Annotated in this window: 10 protein-coding genes and 1 tRNA gene; 9 read left to right on the forward strand and 2 right to left on the reverse strand. The window is 54.5% G+C overall.

Annotation, left to right across the window (positions count from 1 at the left end; translation table 11 throughout):
* Positions 1-83: 83 nt before the first annotated feature.
* The 5 genes from CVU77_01980 (at position 84) to CVU77_02000 (ending at position 4,895) form a co-directional block, all read left to right on the forward strand.
* Positions 84-845: a hypothetical protein gene (locus tag CVU77_01980; GenBank protein PKN01733.1), complete on the forward strand. Its 762-nt coding sequence runs from the start codon at positions 84-86 to the stop codon at positions 843-845.
* Positions 842-1,414, forward strand: coding sequence for a hypothetical protein (locus CVU77_01985; GenBank protein ID PKN01734.1), 573 nt, complete (start codon positions 842-844; stop codon positions 1,412-1,414). Before CVU77_01980 ends, CVU77_01985 begins: the two co-directional genes overlap by 4 nt.
* 58 nt (positions 1,415-1,472) lie before the next feature.
* A complete protein-coding gene (locus CVU77_01990) occupies positions 1,473-2,054 on the forward strand; it encodes a hypothetical protein (GenBank protein PKN01735.1) in 582 nt (193 codons plus the stop codon).
* Positions 2,055-2,092: 38 nt separating this feature from the next.
* Positions 2,093-3,610, forward strand: coding sequence for a hypothetical protein (locus tag CVU77_01995; GenBank protein PKN01736.1), 1,518 nt, complete (start codon positions 2,093-2,095; stop codon positions 3,608-3,610).
* A 61-nt stretch (positions 3,611-3,671) separates the two neighbouring features.
* Positions 3,672-4,895 carry a hypothetical protein gene (locus CVU77_02000; GenBank protein PKN01737.1) on the forward strand — a complete coding sequence of 408 codons (1,224 nt, stop codon included), beginning with the start codon at positions 3,672-3,674 and terminating at the stop codon, positions 4,893-4,895.
* On the opposite strand, the gene CVU77_02005 is transcribed toward CVU77_02000, so the two are convergent.
* Entirely contained in the window at positions 4,865-5,068 is a 204-nt protein-coding gene (locus CVU77_02005) for a hypothetical protein (protein PKN01738.1), read from the reverse strand. The genes CVU77_02000 and CVU77_02005 overlap by 31 nt on opposite strands.
* Between CVU77_02005 and CVU77_02010 the strand changes: the two genes are divergently transcribed.
* The 3 genes from CVU77_02010 (at position 5,056) to CVU77_02020 (ending at position 13,505) form a co-directional block, all read left to right on the forward strand.
* Positions 5,056-9,990: a hypothetical protein gene (locus CVU77_02010; GenBank protein PKN01739.1), complete on the forward strand. Its 4,935-nt coding sequence runs from the start codon at positions 5,056-5,058 to the stop codon at positions 9,988-9,990. The two genes, CVU77_02005 and CVU77_02010, sit on opposite strands and share 13 nt — an antisense overlap.
* A 160-nt stretch (positions 9,991-10,150) precedes the next feature.
* Entirely contained in the window at positions 10,151-11,101 is a 951-nt protein-coding gene (locus CVU77_02015) for a hypothetical protein (protein PKN01740.1), read from the forward strand.
* 169 nt (positions 11,102-11,270) lie between these two features.
* The gene (locus CVU77_02020; GenBank protein PKN02017.1) at positions 11,271-13,505 is read left to right on the forward strand and encodes a 1,4-alpha-glucan branching enzyme; all 2,235 of its coding nucleotides are present in this window, start codon (positions 11,271-11,273) and stop codon (positions 13,503-13,505) included.
* A 59-nt stretch (positions 13,506-13,564) separates the two neighbouring features.
* Here CVU77_02020 and CVU77_02025 read toward each other — a convergent pair.
* A tRNA-Met gene (locus CVU77_02025) sits at positions 13,565-13,641 on the reverse strand.
* Between the two features lie 88 nt (positions 13,642-13,729).
* On the opposite strand from CVU77_02025, the gene CVU77_02030 reads away from it, so the two are divergent.
* On the forward strand, positions 13,730-16,501 hold the full coding sequence (locus tag CVU77_02030) for a hypothetical protein (GenBank protein PKN01741.1): 2,772 nt from the start codon (positions 13,730-13,732) through the stop codon (positions 16,499-16,501).
* The last annotated feature ends 2 nt before the right edge of the window (positions 16,502-16,503 follow it).

Consider the following 16,503-nt stretch of genomic DNA (forward strand, 5'->3'; position numbering starts at 1 on the left):
CTTTTTCCGACGAACTCAAAGGTTTCAAGTTTCATTGACACTATTATACTTTAGTGCCAAATCTTTTACAATCACCTAAGATTATGAACGTAGATTTGCGTAATATCGGCTCCGGCGGAAGCATTTTTGCCGTCGTCCTTATTCCGGCGATTTGCGGCATACTTGTTGCCGCGCCGCCGGCCATCGGCCGCGACCCGGGGATTAAGACAATGCTCGATGAGCGTTATGGCGTTAAATCTTCGGCCAAAATGCTTTCAATTCTCAACGGAGCCGCCGCCGACGGCCTGCCCGACGATTTTCTGGTTATGCGTTTGCGCGAGGCCGCCGCAAAAAGAGCGCCCGCCGCCACGGCCGAAAAAATGCTGCTGTCACGTATAAAATCTCTTGAAAACGCGAGGCGTCTTTCGCGCATAGCCGTTTCCGCGGGTTTCAAAAACGCTGACGGGAAAAACTTCCTGGTGCGCGTGTCGGAAGAAATCGACGCCGGTATGAGCGAACAATCTTTCGAGGCATTGACGTCGGCCGGATTCAGGCAGAAAACCGCCGCCGCTCTCGGCGACGCGCTGTTGGCGCTTCGCGAGGTCAAAAGAATTCTCGGCGACGGCAAAGCCGCCTCGGACTTTGCGGTTTCAGCCGCCGTTCTCGGCGGACGCGATATTGCGGCATTGGGGTCGTACCTGGCCGCGGTGCCTTCGTCCCGCTCGGCGGAATTAAGAACTATTATCCGCGATTACGGCAAGTCGCGCGATGCCTCATCAATGCTTGATGCGTCCAGAAAACTTGCGGCCCGCCGCTGGAAACGCGAAGCCGAATCCGAAATCGCCGACGACAAAAAACTCAGATGACGGAAGACGATGTCCTTATCGTTAAACGTGTTCTCGCCGGCTCGCGCGATGACTTTGCCCTGCTGGTGGGGCGTTATAAAAATCTGGTTTTCGCTCTGGCGTACAGATTTTTCGACGACGCTTCCCGCGCGGAGGATGTCGCTCAGGAGACGTTTGTCAAGGCGTATAAGCGTCTGGAGTCGTTCAGGATAGAATACGATTTCAAAAATTGGATATGCGCCATAACACTTAACGTCTGCCGCGATATGAAGCGCAGAGACGCCCATCCGGCGCGGTCGCCCGCCGGATTATCGACGGAAACAGCTGAAAATATCGCGTTCGCCTCGCGCGACAAATTCTCGGCGTCATCCGCGCAGAAATCGCTTATACGGGCGTGTGTGGCCAATCTTCCGCCCAAATACCGCGGCGTAATCGTTTTGCGATATTTCGACGGCAAGTCCTACGAAGAAATCGCGGAAATCACCGCTCTGCCGTCGGGGACCGTCAAGACATATATTTTCAGGGCGCAAAAAATGCTTTACGAGATGTATGTCGACCTCAGAAAACGCGCGCAGGCCGCGCTGGTTTGAAACTTTTGCGCCGTTTGGCGCGTAGTAATGGGCGTAGGCGGTTTTATTCCGGTGTGGTTTGAAAAGTCGCGGCGCCTGCGGGGATTTTATGGATTTCGAATTCATTCGATTGCTTGAAGAACTTAAAAATGACAAACTCGGCGCGTTTTTGAGCGCGGATTTTGACAATAAAGTAATGCGCGCGGTCGAACAGTTGCCGCCTCGCGTCCGCGCCCGCCGACCGAAAACACTTTCGGACGTTGTTATTCGCGTCAAAGAAATCCTGTCGATTTTTTCGTCGGCGTCAGCCCCGTTAAGAGCTGTTTCTTTCGCTCTTGTGTCCGTCGCCGCCATATTCATTATCGCGGTAGTCGCGCCGCGGCGCGGTCGCCCCGTATTATTCGAGGTCGAAATGCCCGGCGCCGTTTCCGTCGCCCTGACCGGAGATTTCAACGGTTGGCAACTTCCGGGTATTGAACTTGCGCGGGATAAAAACGGAAGGTGGAGCAGGAGGATTAAACTTCCGCCCGGACGTTACCGCTATGTGCTTGTTGTCGACGATAAATTAATGCCCGATCCGTCGGCCGGAGAGTTCGTCCCCGACGGATTCGGAGCCCAAAACGCCGTTCTTGACACCGAGCGCCCCGTATTGCGAATGTAAAGTCCGGCGGAATCTTTGGAAGCAGCGGAGGATTTTTTATGAAGATTATGAAAAAAACAATTGCGGCTTTCGTGCTTGTCGCGGCAGCCGCGGTTTGCGCGCCGCTGTCGGCGGAAGTCAGCGTAACCAGGTTGAAAGGCGATGCCTCCGTCTGGGATGCCGCCGGCGGCCGCTGGCGTCCTATCTTGAAAAATGAAAAAATCGAGGCGGGTTCGCACGTCAGAACGTCCCGCCGGTCATCCGTAGAGGGTGAAACTCCGCAAAAGCACAAAATAAAAATCGACGAGAATACAAGAGTGATCATAGAAGAGGCCGACCGGACGTCCAGTGTGATATCTATAATTTCGGGCAGAATGCGCTCGTGGGTGAAGAAACTCAAGCCCGCCGATAAATACCAGGTAAAAACTCCGATATCAGTCATATCGGTGCGCGGCACGATTTACGATGTTTCATACGATGAAACCGGCAAGACCTCAAAGGTCGATGTTTTGGAGGGTGTCGTCGAAGCGCGCGAAGAAACGACCGGCGCCGAGGTATTGGTAAGGGCCGGAGAGTCGCTTACTATGCGGGAAGGCGTTGCGCCGTCGGCTCCGGAACCGACGCGTTCGGACGGCGCGGCATCCGGTATTTCAGATTCTGCCGTCGCCGCGCGTCAGGCGGTAAGAGCGGAGATGTTCGACGAGATATCCAGAGACGCCGTTCTGTCCCGCGCCGCGCAGGAAATGAAGGCCGCGGAGTACCAGAACGGAAAGGCCCTGGTCGACGCAAGGGGTCTTCGCGTGCGCATGGAGGAATATATCGTGCGCCCGGCCGACAATCAGTTTAAGTATGTGGCGCTCAACACCCGCGACGACAGATTTGATTTCGGCAAAATACTTTTCACTTTTTCCGGCGGCCTGCCGTCGGATCTTACTCTGGCCACGCGCACTATGTTTGAGTCCGAAGGCGCCGAAAAACCGTCGCTTTATCTGACCGGCGTGGATTCGGTAATGTCCAACACTGTCGATAAAGTCAACGAGATCGCCGCCGGCGGCGATATGTACCCCGACGACGCGCTTAATCCTTCCCGATGGACAATGTTCCCCGGCAGTTACGATTTCTACGTAAACGATATTAAGCGCTGGGGTTTTGCCGACGCCAACGCCGACGGCAGAATAAGCGCAAGCGAACTCTCGTACTATAACTCATCGGGCGGCAAAATCTCCGCGCCGACTGCGGAATTGGGTATGCCGTCGGGCGGCACGGCCTTTCACTTCTATCAGAAAAACGTTTATGCCGACGGTTTCTGGATAGCCGCATCGGACTACATCATAAACGACGACGGCAAAATAATAACCGTCGCGGATATGGCTGAGAAGACCTCTTCGGAACTCAAGGATTTCGCCTACAAGCTCAACTTTCAGCGGGAATACACTTCGAGCGCTTTCACCAATGCCTCCGCAAAAAACTCCGACGGAAACATAACCATAGACCTTGTGTTCAGTTCCAAACTTTTGATAGACTCCGGTATGCTTTCGCTGCCGGATCCCAAACGATATTCGGCGCCGTCGTATTGACCGGCTTATCGGCCGGTAAATGTCGCGCCAAATTTAGTGCCGTTCGCGAACGGAGTAATTAATGATAAGAAAGTTTCTATTCTGCGGCATGGCTTCCGCGTTGTGCTCTACCGTTTTTGCGCAAGACGTAAAGATTACGCCGGTCGCCTCGGTCACACTGGGCGGCGGGCGGTATTTTTATTCGGGGGCGGCTTCAAACGGCGGTTCGGCGGACGCTTATCTTTGTCCCGTGGTGAACTTTTCGCGCGACACCGCTCTTTTGCCTATGTATTTCGGGACATACCGCGGCACCAAGGATGTCAGAGAACTTGTGGGCGGCGGAACGCTTACTCAGGAGACGCAGGATCACGCGCTTACGCTCAGGTTTATAACGAGATTGTCGGATGACTGGCGACTGCGCGCTCGCGGAGGATACAAAGTCGAGTATGTCAGAGAAACGGTCGACGAATCGTGGGGCGCCGGACTTTTCGACCAGCGCCGGGCGCTTTTCGGCATTGAAGGCGAGACAGCCGTCGAGGGCGGCGGCTCGGTTCGATTCGGAGCCGATTATTATGCCATCGTCTATCCCAATTATCAGTCGCTTGTGACAAAAAGCGAGTTTGAAACTTCGCTGGATACAACCACCTATAAGGAACTCTCCACGAACGCCGGAACCAATCCGCTGGACAACACTAATTTGGCCGTGTCGGCCTCGTATTCCGGGAAACTTGCCGGAGAATCGGGATATAAAGTTTTCGTCGACGTTATTACAAAGAACTTCAACGACCAGAGTGTCGTTATCGTCGACGGTTCTTTTTCGCCGGCCATTCGCAGAGACCTGTCGGCCGCTCTTGGCGCGCGTCTTTCGGCCGTGTTCCCGCGCGCCCGCGCGGTTCTGAGCGATACTATTGAAAACTATTCTTCCAATCAAAATAGTTTCGACGCCGGCGCGGCCAAGTTTCTATCGGGGCATTACAACTATATCGGCAATACTTTTTCTCCGTCGATTTCTTTTTCGCTCGGCGAGTTCGAGCCGTTTTCGATGTTGAGTATTTTTGCGGAGTTTGCGGGCCGGTATTACTCGTCTCGTCCGGCCCAAAGCGCCACCGGCGTGTATACTTCCGACAAGATGTATCAGGCGACCCAGACGGCAGGGCTTTCGTTTACCCATCCGATTTACAAGGGATTTTCGGCCAGGATGACGTCGAGTTACCGGACGTCGTACTCGAACAATCTCTTTGAGGGCAACTATAAATACAACTACGACGTGTTCTCCTATTTTATGGGGATAAACTGGGATTTATAAGTTCGCCGCGCCGCTGTGATAAAAGTCACGGCGGGTATTTTTCCGACGGGGAAATGCGATTTTCCGCCCGCCTGCGGCCCTTTCTGAAACAAACGGCGCTCCACCGCCGTAGTAAGTATCGGAAGCCGTGTCAATACCTGAGTTTTTCCGGAGAAAACATATGAAAAAAACAATTTTCGCAAAATCAGTCGCATCGGCGGCTATAATTGCGCTGGCTGCCGTGTCTGTTCGCGCGGCCACGCTGAAAGTAAAGGTTGTGGACGATACGACATCGGCGGGTATCGAAGATGTCGCCGTGATGGCAGTGGCTTTTGTGGACGGGTGGGACGAACCGAACGCCGATTATACCCAAGTGAGCAAATCTTCTCCGGCGGGCGCGGCCACTTTCAGCGGTCTGGCCCACCAAGATTCGTTTTCCAGAAAGATAACCTACAAGATAGCGCTTTCCAAGCACTTTTATCTGCCCTCAATAAAAGAACAAATCAACAACCCCGGCATTCCGAAAGTATCTTTTCTGAATGCGGGAGACGTCAACGAGCAGTTTCTCAATAATCCTATGAGAATGAGATACGCCCCGTCGGATTTCAGAGCCGGCGCGCTTCATATCAGGATTGCCACCACTTCTTTTTCCGGCGGAGAACTCGTAATGCTGGATTTGCGCCATCGAATTACCGGCGAGCCGGTCGGTTTCAGTTTGCAAAAAGTCCAACTGCCTTCCGTTTCGTCCGATACGCATCTGAGTTTACGGATAACCAACGTTCCTCCCGCTCCGGCCAATACTTACAGAATGCTTCTTGCCAAAATGAGCACGCCCGACGGCGTCGACGTAGTGATTTCAACCGCGGTGGTTAATTCAACCGAGCCCGCTTCGGGCAACGCGCAAACGGTCGCATTGGGTTTTGTGTCCACTTCACGTTCCGACGCCGTTTCAATTGACGACACAAGCAGGATAGCTTTTGAGGGCGTGGTTCGCGGACTTGTAAGCGGAGCGATCGTGCCGGTCGCTAACTGTACCGTCGAGATAAGAGACACTGACCGGTCGCAGGATCCGGAAACCGGCAGAATGTACAGCGACTTCAACAGCTTCAGAACTCTGAGCGACGCATCCGGCCGCTTCGTCGTCATGAAGCCGGATACCGGCGATATCAGGCATTCGTCGTATTCGGTGAACGTTTCAAAACTCGGTTTCAAATCGGGCAGCGATTGGGGCGCCTATCCCGTCGCCGGCGGGCCGGGACGTCTCTACACCGGTTCGCGCATATTACTGCCGCAATACGAATTGCAGGAGGCCACGGGAGCCATACGGGGAATAGTCACGCTCAACGGCAAACCTTTGCCCGACGCGTATATCTGGATAAGTAATGAGTGGGACAAATTCGTCGGCCCGTATAATTACAGGGGCGAAGGCGGGCAGTATAGCGTAAACACGCGCGGCGACGGTTCGTTTGATTTTATCGGACTTGCTCCCGGGCAGTACAATATGGGAGTTAATCACAGCGTATTGAAAGGCAACACCGATTACTGGACGGGCTGGGAGCGTGGCCAGAATGATCCTAATCCGACCGAGGTATGGAACTTCCGCTACACCTATAATTACGGCGAAGATCAGAGGTCGAGCCGTCCTGCGTCGGCGTTCGATCCCGATGCCGGCGGGCCTCTGCCTCCCGACTATTACCGTCTTACCGACGACAGAAGGATAGTCATCACCGGCGATACGATAAAATCCGTGGTATATTCCACGTCGGGCGCGGTTCTGGTAGTCGCCGGCGGCGATATAAACGTGGCTTTGACGGTAAATATTTCCACCCAGGCGCGTATTGCCGGAAATTTTTATTTCCCTGAGTCGGTGTTTATAGCTTCTTCCGACGCAATAAAGGTCATCGCGCATCCCGTTGATCCTTCCACGGGACGCTGGCTTGAGCACGACGGACGGGGCACGGTATATTACGCCGATCCCGACGGGATGTCCGGATGGGGCAATCACAAGCCCATAGACATAGAAGTATCCACCGGCACATATTACGTCGAGATAAAATCCGACAAATGGGTGCCCGTAAGATCTTTTAACACCCGTGTGACGGTAACGGAACCCGGGTCGGTCGCTGTATTGCCGCCGATATTTTTGGTGCGGGCCGGACGGCTTGAGGGCAAAATACGCCTTCCCGACGGCAGTTATTTTCAGGCGAAACAAAACTCCGACGGCTCATGGAACAGCGCCAACATAGAGGTAAGGGGCACAGGTGTCGACTATCGGCAGAATACACAACTTTATTACGGCGCTCCGGATCCCGCGCGTTTCGTGTTCGACGCGCTTCCTCCCGGTAAATATGATTTGAGGATTGAACTGAAAAAATACACTCCGTCGGGCGGCAACGGGGCGCCGCTTTATCCCGAGGCGGTCATATCCGGCATAAGAGTGCTCAGAGGCGAGACGTCTTTCGTCGAGGCGGGCGTAAAGACCGGCATATTCTGCGAACCGCTCGCGCCCGAACCGCCATTAACCCCGGAGGTCGACTACACGCCGCGCGGCGGCCCGAATGCGGCGGGATTATACGGAATAATAGGATTTCCGTCGGACTTTACGCCCAAGGGCGCCGATATACAGGCGCTTATGGAGAACGACGGCCGTCTTGAAGGAATATACGTGCCGTTTTTCGATTACCGGAACGGCGCATGGACGGTTAACGGACTGCACGCGGGCAAATATAATTTCTATATGATGTTCGTGCGGATGTTCGGCGAGCGCGACGCTCTGCCGGGCAACGACGGCCCGCCCAGAAATAACAGAGACGCCTGCTTAACGCTTATAAGCCGCGCCGAAAACGTGGACGTTAAATCCGACGATCTTGCTCCCTGCGCCAATTTCCAGATAGTTATGGGGGCCGGCGTAATGGGCCCGGGAATAATCACGGGTTCTGTGAGGGGCAGTAAAATTCTTACCGAGGCCGACGCCGACACTTACAAGGGCAATATGAAGGAATTGGTCAAAGGTGTAATACCCACCGCAATGCTCTATGACATGGACGGCAATCTGAGGGGATTTTCGGCCGCAAGACCGCTGCCCGTTCCGGAAGTTATGGGGGCGTGGGACGCGGCTTCAATCTCCGGCGACGTGATCGAAATGAACCGAGTTATCAATGCCGCCGCCAGCAAGCTCGAATACTATATAGACAATGTGCCGCTGGGTAAATATGTTCTGGTTTGTGAAACCAAGAACTACCCGCCCGCCACAAAAGTGGTCACCATTTCCACCGGCGCGACGGTAGTTAACATAGATTTCGATACCGACGCTCAGGCAGGCGCCGGAATATCCGGACGCGTTACCGACGCCGCCGGCAATTCCATAGCCGATGCCAATGTCATACTGACTCACCGCCTGGTGACCAAAAAAACCCTCACAGCCCGCGCCGGCGGCGCGGCAGGGACTTTCTCGATTCCCGGCCTTCCGGCCGGTTCATGGAGAATAGATGTTACTAAGGCCGGCTACGCTCCGGCCGGGACGCGCGTCTCTCTGGGAAAAGAAGATAAGAGCATTGCCGTCGCGCTCACGCCGGCGACGGCAAAAATATCCGGCAAGATATATGTCCGCGAGGGCGGATGGAGCGTTAAAAACACTTACGCCGGAGCAAAAGTGGTGGCCTATAACGAAACTCTCAATGTGGCCAATCCCACGAAATATCTGCCCGCCACGACGGTAAAGACCGCCAATGACGGGTCATACATTGTGCCCGACATAATAAAGGGCAATACTTATTACGTTTACACTTTCGTTCCGGAGCGTCCGGTTTATTATAAAAGGATCTATGTCTCCGTCGACGACACGACGGATATCGACTTTGACGTGAAGCCGTCCACGCCCACGCTCAAGGTCGTTATGAAGAGGACTGACAATCCCTACATATTCAGATTTATCGTCGAGTCGCCGCGGCCTCTGGTGTCCGCGCCGGAGTGTTATTATTCGCCCGGGCAGACATATAACGCCCTTGCCAAGATTCGCGCGCTGCCGACGAAAAGCGTAAAGAATTCCTATATCGTCGAGGTTGAAATTCCGTCGAACTCGGACGAAGAATACTATACCCTTAAAATAAGGGGACAGTACGGAATGAACGAGTATATGAGCGAGACGGTCACTTTCAGCCAGAAATCCTCGGTAAAGGCCAAAAAAGAAGTCGCCGACGAACTGGCCGAGGGCGGCTCCATACTCATAGACGACGAGCGTTCCGACAACACCGAGGTCAAACTTGAACCGGGCTCGCTTATCTCCGAAGAGATGGTCGACCTGCCCGTAGGCGGTTTCCTCTCGGCGCTTCCCAACGTCAATATGTCGCGCACGAGCAAGGAAATATCGCGCCTGATGGACACTGTGCTGTCCGACATCGCCGCATCGGACGTTTACGAGATGAAACTCGACCGCGCGCAGATAAATAAACCGTTCGACGTGGCGCTTGCTTATGACCGCCGCAAAGTTGCCGACGACGAAGTCGCCGATCTCAAAGTATATCGCTATAACGACGTCACCGGAAAATGGAAGGCAATGCCGGGCGTGGTCACGGTCGATCCTCTGACCGCCACTGTCGCCGTGGAAACGGACAACATCGAGCAGGAAACGACTTCGCGGCCGGCTGCGCGTTCCGTCATCAGAAGCGGCGTTTACGCCGTCAACCGCGCGGCTTCGACATCGCAGACGGGGATGTTCGCCGTGTTCAAGAACGATCCCGAGAGCGCCAAAAATTATACCGGCTCGGCGTTTGTCATATTAAACTTTCCGAATCCGTTCGACCTGAACGCCAAGACCGTCGCGCCCGATTTGAGCGACGCCAATTTCACGCAGGCGTCGATCACCGGCACCCTCATCAAGTATTCTCTGCCGTCGGACAAGAGCGGACAGATAAAGCTTTACATATATAATCTGGCCGGAGAACTTGTCAAAACCATCGACGAGGGACAGAAAACCGGCGGCTATTATTACTATACGGAATGGGACGGCAAAAACGAAACCGGCCAGTCCTGCGCAAGCGGCGTTTATTTCCTTATCGCCAAAAAAGGTTCGGAAAAACTGACGGCCAAACCGCTTAAACTGGCCATAATAAAATAAGGAGACCATTGAAAAAACTATTTTTTGACCATTTTGTCATTCCCGAATGCTTTAATCGGGAATCCATTATTGACAGAAACTCTGGATTCCCGCTTCCGCGGGAATGACATTACAAGGGTTTTTCAAAGGCCTCATAATGCGATAATTAAGAGGTACATTTATGAAAACAAAAAAATACTCGATAAAATGGATGGTCGCCGTGTCGGCGTTGTCAGCGGCGGCGGCGGCCTTTCCGTCGGGCGTTTTCGCGGGGGTGGGAACGACCGCCGCGCAGTTTCTTAAGTTAAGCCCCACTGCGCGCGGAGCCGCCATGGCCGACGCTCAAGGCGCTTCGGCCGACGATGTATTCGCTATTTACTCAAATCCGGCAGGCCTTGCCGCTATGGAAAAAGCCCAGCTGGGGGCGTCTTATATTACATATTTTACCGACGTAAATTACGGATTCGTGGGTTACGCCGATCCCGATAAAAGCATAGGAGCGGTGGGCATAGGTTTGACGTATCTTGTGATAAACAAGATAGAACGTTATAGTATCAACGAAGTTAAAGGCGATGATTTCAACGCCGGCGATATGGCGCTGTCATTCGCCTGGGCGCGCCGCGACGCGATTCCGGCGGTGCTTGAAAACACGTCGGTCGGCGCGGCGCTCAGATTGATATCGTCCGAGATAGACCAGACGGCCGCCTATACCGCTTCCGTCGACATCGGAGCGATTCACCGTCCGGTTTCCGACGTGGCTGTCGCCATTGCCGTGCAGAATATCTCGCCCGGGCTCAAATTCAGGGAAGTCACCGATAACCTTCCGCTCAATATCAAAGTCGCCGGAGCTTACGACGTTACCGAAGACGCCCGCCTGGGTCTTGAAATAAATCAGTACATCATAGACGCCAAATTCTACGCCGCCGTCGGCGGGGAATATTGGTTGTCCGAGAGGCGCCTCGCCCTGCGGCTGGGATATAAATACGGATACGACACGGCGTCGCTGGGCCCGCTTGTCGGCATTACCGGCGGTTTGGGTTTCCGCATCTGGGGAGCCGGATTGGATTACGCTTTTGTTCCGTTCGGGGATTTAGGCGATACTCACCGCGTGACTTTTTCCGCGAAATTTTAGAAAGCCAACCGAAAACACAGCCGCTCAAAAAAAGCGCTGTCGCCTTTGTCAAATCATCTGACAACCCGGCCATCCAATCATAAATCCCCCTCTTTCCCCCTTTTTTAAAGGGGGATTTTTTTTAGGGAGGATTTGGCAACCTCTCTTTTTTTGTATAATCAAACTTATGATTACTACAATGTCGGCGGAAGATATTCTTGCCATAGTCCGTTCCACCCACAGTAACCCTCATTACGTTCTGGGAATGCACGAAGTCGAAACAAAAGCGCCCGAAGGCGACAAGAAATGCGTCGCCGTGAGGGCATTTTTCCCGGATGCCAAAGAACTCCGCGTTATAGACGCGGCCGACGACACAAAGTCCTGGCAGGCCGACAAGATTCACGGCGACGGACTGTTCGAGGCGATAATCTGGGATCGTCCCGCGAAATTCCGTTACAAACTAAAAATCTTGAATTACGCCGGCGGCGAGTGGGTTACCGAAGACGCTTACGAAGAGTGGATAAACGATTTGACCGGATACGACCGGTATCTTTTTTCGCGCGCCACGCACTATAAAATTTACGAAAAAATGGGCGCTCACATACGCACGATAAACGGCAAGCGCGGAGTGTTCTTTTCCGTCTGGGCGCCGAACGCCGCGCGCGTATCCGTAGTCGGGGATTTCAATAACTGGGACGGCCGCAAGAATCCTATGGATCTTCTTAAGGATTCGTCGGGCGTATGGGTATTGTTTCTGCCCGGCCTTGGCGTGGGCGACCTTTATAAATACGAGATAAAAACGCGCGACGGCGCGATTCTTCTTAAATCCGACCCGTACGCGCTTTTCGCCGAGCAACGTCCCAAAACTTCGTCGGTTGTTCACACGCTCGAGGACTATAAATGGACCGACGACAAATGGCTCAAACAGCGCGCCGAGCAGGATTTTTTGAACCGTCCCGTCAGCGTGTACGAAGTTCACGCCGGTTCGTGGAGGCGCTCTCCGGCTGACCCCGATAAGTTCCTGTCTTACAGGATTCTTGCCGAAACTCTTGTTCCCTACGTAAAAGAAATGGGCTTCACCCACATACAGCTTATGCCTTTGGCCGAGCATCCGCTCGACGAGTCGTGGGGGTATCAGGTTGCCGGATATTACGCTCCCACATCGCGCTTCGGCGAGCCGCGCGACTTGCAGTATTTTGTCGACAAATGTCACGAGGCGGACATAGGCGTGCTTATCGACTGGGTTCCCGGACATTTTCCCAAGGACGCGCACGGTCTCAGACGTTTCGACGGCACCGCGCTTTACGAACACGAAGACCCGCGCATGGGCGAGCATCCCGACTGGGGGACCCTGATATTCAACTACGGACGGCACGAGGTTAAAAATTTTCTCATATCCAACGCTCTCTACTGGCTGGACAAATTCCATTTCGACGGCCTCCGCGTCGATGCCGTGGCCTCTATGCTTTATCTCGATTACGGCCGCAAATCCGGACAGTGGCTGCCGAACCGCTACGGCGGCAAGGAGAACCTTGAGGCCATAGAGTTTCTCAAACATCTGAACTCCGTCGTGTACCAGTATTTTCCTGGCGCTATGATGATAGCCGAGGAGTCGACTTCGTGGGCGGGCGTTTCGCGTCCGGCTTATCTGGGCGGGCTTGGTTTCGGGTTTAAGTGGAATATGGGATGGATGCACGACGTTCTGGACTACATCCGAAAGGACCCCATCCACAGGAGATTCCATCACAATCAGCTTACGTTCGGACTTCTCTACGCCTGGAGCGAAAACTTCATCCTGCCGTTTTCCCACGACGAAGTCGTGCACGGAAAGGGTTCTTTGATAAACAAGATGCCCGGCGATTACTGGCAGAAATTCGCGAACTTGCGGGCACTCTACACTTTTATGTGGGCGCACCCGGGTAAGCAGATGATTTTTATGGGACAGGAGTTCGGGCAGTTTTCCGAGTGGAACTGCCGCAAGTCGCTCGACTGGCATTTGCTTGGTTTCGAAAAACACTCCGGCATTCAGGCGTGCGTGCGCGACCTTAACGCCGTCTACGTCCGCGAAAAAGCCCTCTGGTCGAAGGACTTTGCCCCCGAAGGTTTTGACGGCATAAACTGCGACGACTCCGACAATTCGATAATATCTTTCATCCGACGCTCCGACGACCCGAAGGATTTTGTGGTTGCGGTCGTAAACTTTACTCCGGTTCCCCGCCGCGGATACGTTCTGGGCGTGCCGGAGGATTGTTACTACGAAGAAATCTTCAACTCCGACGCCTCCGTCTACGGCGGCTCCAACGTCGGTAACATCGGCGGCGTCCGCGCCCGCTCCGGCCGCGGCGCCCACCGCAAACCCCACTCCATAGAAGTCAGCATTCCGCCTCTCGGCGGGCTGATATTAAAACCCAGATACGATAAATAACAGCCGATACAAATAAAAAAGCGCTCCGTCGCCTTTCGAGTGACGGGACGCTTTTTTTATGGTTGCGGGGGTGGGATTTGAACCCACGACCTTCAGGTTATGAGCCTGACGAGCTACCGGGCTGCTCTACCCCGCGATTTTTTTCTTCCCGACGATTATAACATATACTCCGCCGCGAAGTCAACCCGCCTGAGTTCCGCGGAATTTTGTATAATTTCCGCTGTATGACAATAATGCGATTGCGCCTCTCCCTCGCCGCGACGTCCTTGTCGCTTGTGGCCGCGGTTTCCGCCGTCGCGCGGGCCGGGTATCCGCCGGCCGTCTCGCCCGCCGCGCTCAACGCCGCGAAAATCGAAGCCATCAAATCATTCGGCGCGCCGTCGGGCGAAGTCGCGTCGCAGAATGTCGCCGACGCGTATTATCTCGGCGGTAAATACGACGTGGCCCGCGCCCGCCATCTGAAATTCCTGAATCAATATCCCGCCTCGCCTCTCGCCGAAAAATCCGAATATTATCTCGCCGATACGTCTTATCGCCTGGGTATTTATGCGGAATCGCTCTTGGTCGCGGAAGCTTTTGTCGCGAAATATCCGTCGAGCCGTTACGCCGGTCACGCCCACCTTTTCAGGGCGCTTTCAATGTTTAAGTCGGAACGCTATACGGAGGGACTTACCGCTTTCGGGTACTACCTCAACCGTCACCGCGTCGCGGGCCTCGACGAAACAGCCAAAGTATACGTGGCCGAGTCGTGGTTTCAGAGGGCCAGCTATAAGGAGGCCGCCGTCGAGTTCCGCGGACTTCTTGCGGCATATCCCAAATCATCGTCGAAGGCGCTGGCGCAGTTTCGCATAGGAGAGATTCTCTTAAGGAGTAATAACCCCGCCGATTCCCGCGGGGAGCTTGAGAAGATATTGTCCGATCCGGAAATGTCGCCGGAGTTCAAATCAAAAGCTCTCTATATGATCGCCGAGAGTCACTACCAGCAGAAAAATTACCGTTCCGCCGCGAAATGCTACAAAAGAATAATAGATGATTTCGCCCGTTACGGGGAAGCGCCGCACGCCCGTCTGGGTCTTGCGTGGTGTCATCTGGGAGAACGCGATTATCAGTCCGCTCGCGCGGCCTTCTCGGCTTTTTCGGCGAAATATCCGCGCCACTGGGCTTCCGCCGACGCAGCTTATCTGGCCGCCATATGCGTGTATCTCGCCGGAGACAACGAATCCGCGGCGTCGGATTTTGCCGGTTTCATTAAATCCTATCCGTCTTCTCCGCGCTCCGCCGACGCATACTACTACACGGGCCACGCCAAATACCGCGCGGGGCATTTTGCCGAAGCGGCGGAAATTTTCAAGAATTTTGCAAAGAAATATACCGCGAACGGGCTTAAAGAATATGCGGATTTTATGCGGGCGGAATGCTTGTATAAAACGGCGGAGTATGATTTGGCGCGGCGGCATTATTCGGAATTTACCGAAAGGTATCCCGCTTCCGGTCTGGCCGACGACGCCTACTACAAAATAGCGCTGTGTCATTTGAAACGTATGGATCTTGCGCTGGCGGCGTCGGTTCTGGCCGATGTGACATCCAAATATCCGTCGACGGAAACCGCGCTCAGCGCGCGACTCGCTCTGGCCGAAGTGCTGTTCGCGCAGGGCAAAAAAAACGAGGCCTTCGACGCGCTCAAAGGCGCGTACTTGAAACACAGGGGCGCATCCGCGCAGTTTCTTATCGACGCTCAAACGGCCTCGCTTTACGCGAAATCCCTCGAATGGCAAAAAGCAGCGGACTTTTATGAATCCGCCCTCAATGTAACGGTTTCTTCGTCGGCCGCGCGCGAGGAGACCTCGTTATCTTACGCCCTGTGTCTGGTCAATCTCGGTCGCCGCGCCGACGCGCGAAAAGCGCTTGCGCGGCTTTTATCGTCGGAGAATGTCTCTACGGCAGCGGAGGCATTGTTCCGTATGGCCGAAGCGGATTTCGACGAGCGCGATTATAAATCGGCTTCCGCGAAATACGAGAAAATCGTCTCGGCGCATCCGTCGGCCCGCTCGGCGCCGCAGGCGATGTTCCGTCTGGGCGAGATTGCCAAACAAGACGGCGACTTGTCCCGCGCTTACGATATCTGGGCCGATATAGTCGAGAAGTATCCGTATTCGCCCGTCGGAGCCCAGACGCTGGCCGAAGCGGCGCAGTATTTGCGCGACAACAAAAAATACGATAAGGCGCTTTCCGTCTATTCAAAAATAGAGTCCTCGTACCTTTATACCGATTTGGCCCGCGGCGCGTCTTTGGCAATTGCCGGAATCCACAGAGAAACAGGAAACTCGGGTCTTGCCGCGGAAAAATACGAGCGCATCGTATCGGCGGCCCCGCCCGCGCACGTGGCCGCGGAAGCGGCATTCGCCTTGGCGGAGATAAAAGCCGAACGCGACGAGACATCCGCATCGCCCAAGAAAACCCGCGCGGCTTCGGCATTTCTTAAAGTTGCCGCCGACTATCCCGACACGGATTTTGCCGCGGAATCTATTATGAGAGCGTCCGCGATTTACGACGCGGCGGGTGAAAAATCGCTGGCCAAAGAAATGAAAGACCGCCTGGCCGGGCGCTATCCTTCGTCGGCGCCGGCGGCGCGTCTGGCCGTGGAGGCCGCCCGCGTCAAAATGAATGCCCGCGAATACTCCGCGGCTATCGATATTCTGGGTCCCGCCTCGGCGGGGCGTTCCGAGGATTCGGCCCGCGCCCAGAAAATGGCCGGCGACTGTTATTTCAAAATGTCGAGGTATTCCGAGGCGGCGGTGGAGTATCTTAAAGCCGTCTATCTTTTCAGAAATTACGAATCCATCGCGTCCGAAGCGCAGTTTTTGGCAGCCAAGGCGCTGGAATTAAAAAAAGACCGGCGCGAGGCCGTCAACGCTTATCGTCGGACGGTCGATTTCTTTCCGGGCACGCTCTGGGCCGCCGAGGCCGACGGCCGCATCAAAGAACTTTCAAAATAATT

Source organism: Elusimicrobia bacterium HGW-Elusimicrobia-1 (assembly GCA_002841695.1).
GTDB lineage: Bacteria > Elusimicrobiota > Endomicrobiia > PHAN01 > PHAN01 > PHAN01.